The sequence below is a fragment of the Terrisporobacter muris genome (genome assembly GCF_024621905.1).
In the GTDB taxonomy this organism is placed as follows: domain Bacteria; phylum Bacillota; class Clostridia; order Peptostreptococcales; family Peptostreptococcaceae; genus Terrisporobacter; species Terrisporobacter muris.
In genome coordinates this window covers 1-6,855 of record NZ_JANKBY010000189.1, presented here as the reverse complement: position 1 = coordinate 6,855, position 6,855 = coordinate 1, and the positions used below count along the sequence as shown (strand labels likewise).

General features: G+C 29.4%; 5 protein-coding genes. All 5 read right to left on the bottom strand.

Going from position 1 to position 6,855, the window contains the following annotated elements; translation table 11 throughout:
- Positions 1-89: 89 nt before the first annotated feature.
- Positions 90-1,292 carry a threonine ammonia-lyase gene (ilvA, locus tag NSA58_RS13260; protein ID WP_039678151.1) on the bottom strand — a complete coding sequence of 401 codons (1,203 nt, stop codon included), beginning with the start codon at positions 1,290-1,292 and terminating at the stop codon, positions 90-92.
- Positions 1,293-1,403: 111 nt separating this feature from the next.
- The gene (locus tag NSA58_RS13255) at positions 1,404-2,150 is read right to left on the bottom strand and encodes a TIGR03915 family putative DNA repair protein (RefSeq protein ID WP_039678150.1); all 747 of its coding nucleotides are present in this window, start codon (positions 2,148-2,150) and stop codon (positions 1,404-1,406) included.
- A gap of 9 nt (positions 2,151-2,159) precedes the next feature.
- Positions 2,160-3,482: a putative DNA modification/repair radical SAM protein gene (locus tag NSA58_RS13250; RefSeq protein WP_074079539.1), complete on the bottom strand. Its 1,323-nt coding sequence runs from the start codon at positions 3,480-3,482 to the stop codon at positions 2,160-2,162.
- Positions 3,483-3,712: 230 nt separating this feature from the next.
- A complete protein-coding gene (gene nrdF, locus NSA58_RS13245) occupies positions 3,713-4,684 on the bottom strand; it encodes a class 1b ribonucleoside-diphosphate reductase subunit beta (RefSeq protein ID WP_039678148.1) in 972 nt (323 codons plus the stop codon).
- 12 nt (positions 4,685-4,696) lie between these two features.
- On the bottom strand, positions 4,697-6,796 hold the full coding sequence (gene nrdE / locus NSA58_RS13240) for a class 1b ribonucleoside-diphosphate reductase subunit alpha (protein WP_139045058.1): 2,100 nt from the start codon (positions 6,794-6,796) through the stop codon (positions 4,697-4,699).
- Positions 6,797-6,855: the final 59 nt, after the last annotated feature.

The following is a 6,855-nucleotide window of genomic DNA, read 5'->3' as shown; positions in this document are numbered from 1 at the left end:
AATGGATTTTTAAAAACTGATTATAAACTTAAATTTATAAATTAATAATAAAAAAGGATAATGTTTATAAGCATTATCCCTTTTTTATATTATTCTATTTCGAAGCCAGCATCAATTATGGCTTTTCTAATTCTTTCTATATGATCATGATCAATAGTTTCCAAAGTCATATGAGCATTTAATTTACCAATAGCATTTGTTGCAGATAGATTTGCTGTAATTATATTAGCATCTAATCCACTTAGGACTCTTGTAAGTTCAGCAAGTCCACCTGGTTTGTCTTGTATTTCTGTTTTGAAAGTAAAACGTCTACCACTTTTAATTAATGCTATAACTATTATTTTGTTTAATGTGTTAACATCTATATTACCACCTGAAATTATACAAACAACATTTTCACCAGCTTTTGGTTTATATTTTCCACTTAGAAGTGCTGCAGTGGTTACAGCACCAGAACCTTCTGCCACAACTTTTTGGTTTTCCATTAGGAAAAGCAGTCCCTCTGCTATTTCATCTTCTTCCACAAGAACAACTTCATCTACTAAATCTTTTACTATGCTAAATGTTAACTCTCCAACAGTTTTGACAGAAATACCATCAGCCACAGAAGTAGATTTAAAGGCTGTTGTTACCTTTCCGGCTTTCATTGATTCATGCATAGATGGAATATTTGCTGTTTGCACTCCTATTATCTTTACATTAGGATTAAGTGCTTTTGCAGCCACAGCAACCCCAGCAATTATTCCGCCTCCACCTATTGGACAAAGTATAGTATCTACTTTGTTGTTCATTTGTTCAAAAATTTCTAAACCTATAGTTCCTTGTCCTGCTATGACATACTCATCATTAAATGGATGAAGGAATGTTGCTCCTGTTTCTTTTTGAAGCTCCACAGCCTTTGCATAAGCATCATCGTAAACTAAACCTTCTAGTACCACATTGGCACCATAAGATTTTGTAGCTGTAACTTTTGCAAGAGGTGCAGTTGCAGGCATTACTATAGTTGCTTCTATGTTGTTCATCTTTGCACCAAGTGCCACACCTTGAGCATGGTTACCTGCACTTGATGCTATAACACCACTGGCTTTTTCCTTTTCTGTAAGATTTGCTATTTTGTTACAAGCTCCTCTAACTTTAAATGAACCAGTTTTTTGCAAATTTTCACATTTATAATAAATATTTGCTCCTGTCATTGAACTCAATTTAGCACTTTCCAATATATCCGTCTTTTTTACTATGTCCTTTATGGTTTCTTGAGCTTTTTGAATATCTTGTAGAGATAATTTTGTCACTTTGATTCACTCCCAGCTGTATAAATAATTTATAAAGTATGTTAATTTTAATCATACACATTTATTTTTGCTCTATTTTTAAGTTAATATACTTGTTATAAAATTTATAAATTATTTATTATTTACTTCAACCATGTTCTCCCAATATCTGCTAGGCATCATTCTCTTTTGAAGTCTAGGATTTTTTCTCTCTTCTATATTTACTGATTGGAAATATTGTTTCCATAAGTTTTCGTATTCACCCTTATCATCAGTATTCATTAGAATATTTTTTTGTTCATTTGATAAACTACTTAAATAGTAATCTTTTTTATCATAAACAATTGCAATATCTCTTTTTATATCATGAATTATAAAATATTCATTACTTAGTCTATTTTTAAAATGACCTGCCAATATTGGTAAAATATTAAAATCCGGATTTATTGCAGCATATAAAATATTATTTATTTCTTTAAATCTAACAAATCCTGTAAATCTATGTTCTTCATAGTATACCTTTTTACTTATTTTATCCATATCTAAAACTATGTCATTATTTTTATGTAAATCAATATTTTTACCTAGTTTGAATCCCATTCGTACATATAAATAAATCATATTAGAACTTTCTTTAAGTTCTGATAAAAAGACGTAATATATTTTATTTAATGATTCTTTTGAAATTTTATTTTTTATAGCATTATAAACTTTTTCAAATTTAATACTATCACTTTTTATTATAATAACTTCATCAATTAAATTTTGCTCATATACTATTTTACTATATATTTTATCTGGCTTAACACTAGAGTAATAAGCTTCATAAATAGCTGATAGTAATCCTTCAAAAGTTGGTTCGTGTAAAAATACTTTCATATATACCTCCTACAATTGTCCTGTTATGGAAGTAAATATATCGTCCACCTTTGTTAGTGCTGGAGAAGTGGAAAGTACAGGCAAATCAAAAAAATTAAGTTGCTCTCCTTGACTTTCTAATATATTTAAATCCTCCTTAGGAGTCAATCTATTTCTTATAAGTGATTCATCGAAGGACACATCTCCGTAATATTTTCCATTACAAGTTATAAAATACTGGGCTCTTTTTAGCACAACCCCTATTTTTCGCAAATCCTCAAAAATAATATTTGAAACTCTGCGAACTGCCATTATCCTTTGCACTGATTTTCCACCTATACCAGGAATTCTAAGCAACATCTCACGCGGTGCTTTATTTATTTCCAGTGGGAATATATGCATATTTTGCAAAGCCCAGTTTGTTTTTGGATCAAAATTTATATCAAAGTTTGGGTTATTCTCACTTAATAATTCCTTTGCATTAAATCCATAAAATCTAAGTAACCAATCTGCTTGGTATAATCTATGCTCCCTAAGTGTAGGTGGATTTTTGATTTCTGGTAGTCTTTTGTCATTTGTTACAGGTACAAAAGCTGAGTAGTACACTCTTTTTAAATTCATTTTCTTATATAAACTTTCACTTAAGGTTAGTATTTTCAGGTCGCTTTCTGGTGATGCACCAACAATTAGCTGAGTGCTTTGCCCTCCTGGTACAAAACTTGGAGCAGTTTTAAAAGATTTTCTTTCATTTTTATTTTGTATAATACCATTACTAATATGTTTCATAGGCAAAAGTATTTTATTTCTATCTTTGTCTGGTGCTAAAATCTTTAGACTTTCTTGAGATGGAAGTTCTATATTTACACTCATTCTGTCTACAAGAAGTCCTGTTTTATTTATTAAATCTTGGTCTGCACCTGGTATCGCTTTTAAATGTATATATCCATTGAAATTATGTTCATTCCTAAGTTTATAAACAGTTTGATATAGTTTCTCCATGGTGAAGTTTGCATTTTTCACTATGGCTGAACTTAAAAACAAACCTTCAATATAGTTTCTTTTATAAAAATTTATGGTTATATCACATATTTCATCAGGCGTGAAAGTGGCTCTTGGAAAATCGTTGGAAGTTCTGCTTACACAGTAACTACAATCATAGATGCACACATTACTCATAAGAATTTTAAGTAGTGATACACATCTTCCATCTGGCGTAAACGAATGACAAATACCTCCAATAGATGCATTTCCTATACCACCTTTTTTATTTTTTCTATTGCTACCACTTGATGAACATGATACATCGTATTTTGCTGCTGATGATAATATTTCCAGTTTTCTTTGTAAATCCAAAACTTCACCTCCTATGTAATCTTTTACTTTAATTTTAATAAGATATATTAAGTATTTAGTCTTTATAATAAATAATTTCATAATTAAGAACGTATGTTCTTTGATTTAATTATAGGCATTTTTTATGAATTTTACAATGGTAATATGTGATAATTTATTTTTATATTAAAAAAGCAACTACTTTAGAAATTAATATCTAAGGTAATTGCCTTTATTTTTCTATATCTTATTTATATTATAAAATCTTCGTCTTCTAACTCTTCATAGATACCCTTTTGATATCCGTTTCCTTTTGTAGAGAAGAAATCATGAGTTTTTGTTTCTGTGCTTAATCCATTTAGTACTATTGGATTAATGTCTTTAACTTCATAGTAATCTTCAAATCCTAAGTTTTCTAAAGCTCTATTAGCATTGTATTGCAAGAAGTTAATTACCTCTTCCTCAAGTCCACTTTCATTGTAAATTAGCTTCGTGTATTTTATCTCATTTTCCATAAGATTATTGAATATTTCATACATTTTATTTTTTAATTCTTTTCTTTCTTCTTCATTGAATTTTTCAAACTTCTCCTGTGCTAAAAGCCCTATATACTTTCCATGAAGTGATTCATCCCTTAAAATAAGAGAAATTATCTCACCACTTGCCACCATTTTACCTTGTCCTGCAAGGAATAGCGGATAAAAGAATCCTGAGTAAAATAAAAAACTTTCTAAAAATACGCTTGTTACCATAGATAAATATAAACTTTTTTCGTCAGTTGTATTTTCATATTGCTGAAGTATTAAATCAGCTTTTCTTTGAAGAGTTTCTTCACTTTCTATCCAATCAAATAGTTCATCTATCTCTCTATTTGAAAGTAGTGTTGTAAATATGGATGAATAACTTTTAGCATGAATTTCTTCCATAGTTCCCATAAATGAAAGTACAGCCTTTCTTTGAAGATTATCAGTTAAGCTCATCATTGAAGGTATACCATTATTCCCTTGTTTTGTATCTAGTAATGTTAATCCTGCTAAAACTTTTTTATATAAGATTTTTTCATTTTCTTTAAGTTCATTCCAAACTTTTAAATCCTTTGATACTGAAATTTCTTCTGGAAGCCAAAACTGTTTTACGTTTTGATCCCAAAATGCTTGTGTAAAATTATCATCTTCTTTATTCCAGTTTACTGCTTTGTGTATTTTATTTAAACTAAATGTCATAACTTTCTCTCCCTATACTGAACACATAAGACACTCATTATCATCTCTTGTCATCTTTGTTCTTGTGTAATATAAACTTTTTAATCCTTTTTTATAAGCATAAATATAATATCTTGCTATATCCCTAGTTGTTTTATCATCTGTTACAAATAATGTTGTTGATATACCTTGATCCACATGCTGCTGCGCAGTAGCAACTATGTCTATTACTTTTCTCATATCCATTCTATAACCTGATTGATAATAAAGCATATTTTCATTAGTTAAAAATGGCATAGGATAAATTGTTGTAGAATCACCATAAGTTCTTACTTCTACTGGTTCTGTTATTGGCATTATACTAGATGTGGCATTTTGCACATAACTTATACTTTGTGTTGGTGCTATAGCTGTTAAGTATGCATTGTATATTCCATTTTCTTTAACTTCATCTAATAATTTTGACCAGTCTTCTTTTGTTGGGACATATATTTCTTTAAATAATTCTTTTATTTTTTCAGTCTTTGGTAAGTATGAATTTTCATAGTATTTTCTTAAAACTGAGCTATCTTTTCCTTTTGCATATTCAGATTTTTCAAATCCTTCAAAAGTTTTATTTCTTTCCATAGCTATTTTCATAGATGATTTTATGGCATAAAATCTAATCATTGCGAAAAATACATTACAAAAGTCTATTGCTTCATCAGAAGTATAAAGCACATTTTCTCTTACTAAATATCCATGTAAATTCATGGCTCCAAGTCCTATAGAATGAGATTTGTCGTTACCATTTTTCACTGTTGGAACTTGAGAAATACTTGTTTTGTCAGATACATAAGTTAAAGCTCTTATGGCTGTTTCTACTATTTTTTCAACGTCTTTATTGTCCATAACATTAGCTATATTTAGTGATCCTAAATTACAACTGATATCTTGTCCCCAATTGTTATCACCAGAGTAACCTTTTATCTCTGATGGTTTTTGATATTGGAATATTTCACAACATAAGTTTGACATTTTTATAATTCCTAAATCTTTTAAAGTGTGCTCTTTGTTAGCAGTGTCTATAAAGATTACATAAGGATATCCACTTTCTTGTTGCATGCCAGCTATTTTCGTTAACATTTGTCTCGGATTAATTTCTTTTTTTCTAATATCATCATCAGCAACTAATTTGTCATACCATTCATCCATTTTTATTTCATCTAAGTGAATATTGTATTTTTTGTATACACTGTAAGGATAAAATGCATATGCTTTTTCATTTTTCTCTGCTAATTCCATAAATTTGTCGTGAATTATAGCACCTAAAGAAAGTGATGCTAATCTTACTTTTTCATCTGCATTAATTTTTTTAGTATCCATTAATAATTCAAAATCAGGATGGAATACACTTATATATACTGCACCTGCGCCTTGTCTAGCACCCATTTGGTTAAAATAACTAAAAGATTGTTCCAACATTTTTGCCACACCAACAGGGCCTCCTGCTGCCCCTTCTATTCCTTTTATAGGATCTCCTGCGGCTCTTAGTCTAGTTAAATTTAGAGCTACTCCTCCACCTATTTTTGATAAATGGTTTGCTGAAGATATAGCATAAGATATACCATCTGTACTATCTTCCACTGAAAGTAAGAAACAAGAAACCATCTCTCCCGCTCTTGCTCTTCCTGCATTTAAAAATGTTGGTGTTGCAGGTTGAAACTCTTGCTTTATTAGTTTATCTGCTAAATTTATAGCTAGACTTTCATCTCCATTTGCAAGAGCTAAAGCTACTATTAACACCTTGTCATTATAAGTCTCAAGTATTGTTTTTCCATCATCACTTCTTAAAGCATAATTTTGATAAAATTTATTCGCACTCATATATGATTGGAATTTGAACTCACAATTACTTACATGGTTATAAACTTTCTTTATAAACTCCATGCTGTATTTGTTTATTACTTCTTCATCGTAATAATTATTTTCTATTAAGTACTTTATTCTTTCTTCTATATTATTGAATTTTTTTAATTTTGGATTTACATATTCCTCAATATAGCTTTTTAAAGCTTCTTTATCTTTTTCTAGTTGATATTTTCCTTCTTCGTCTTTTATTATGACTTGATTGTTAAGTTCTATCCAGTTCATGTTTACCATCCTTTTATATTTACTACGTTTATTTACTTTGTTTTATTTTGCTCATTAAT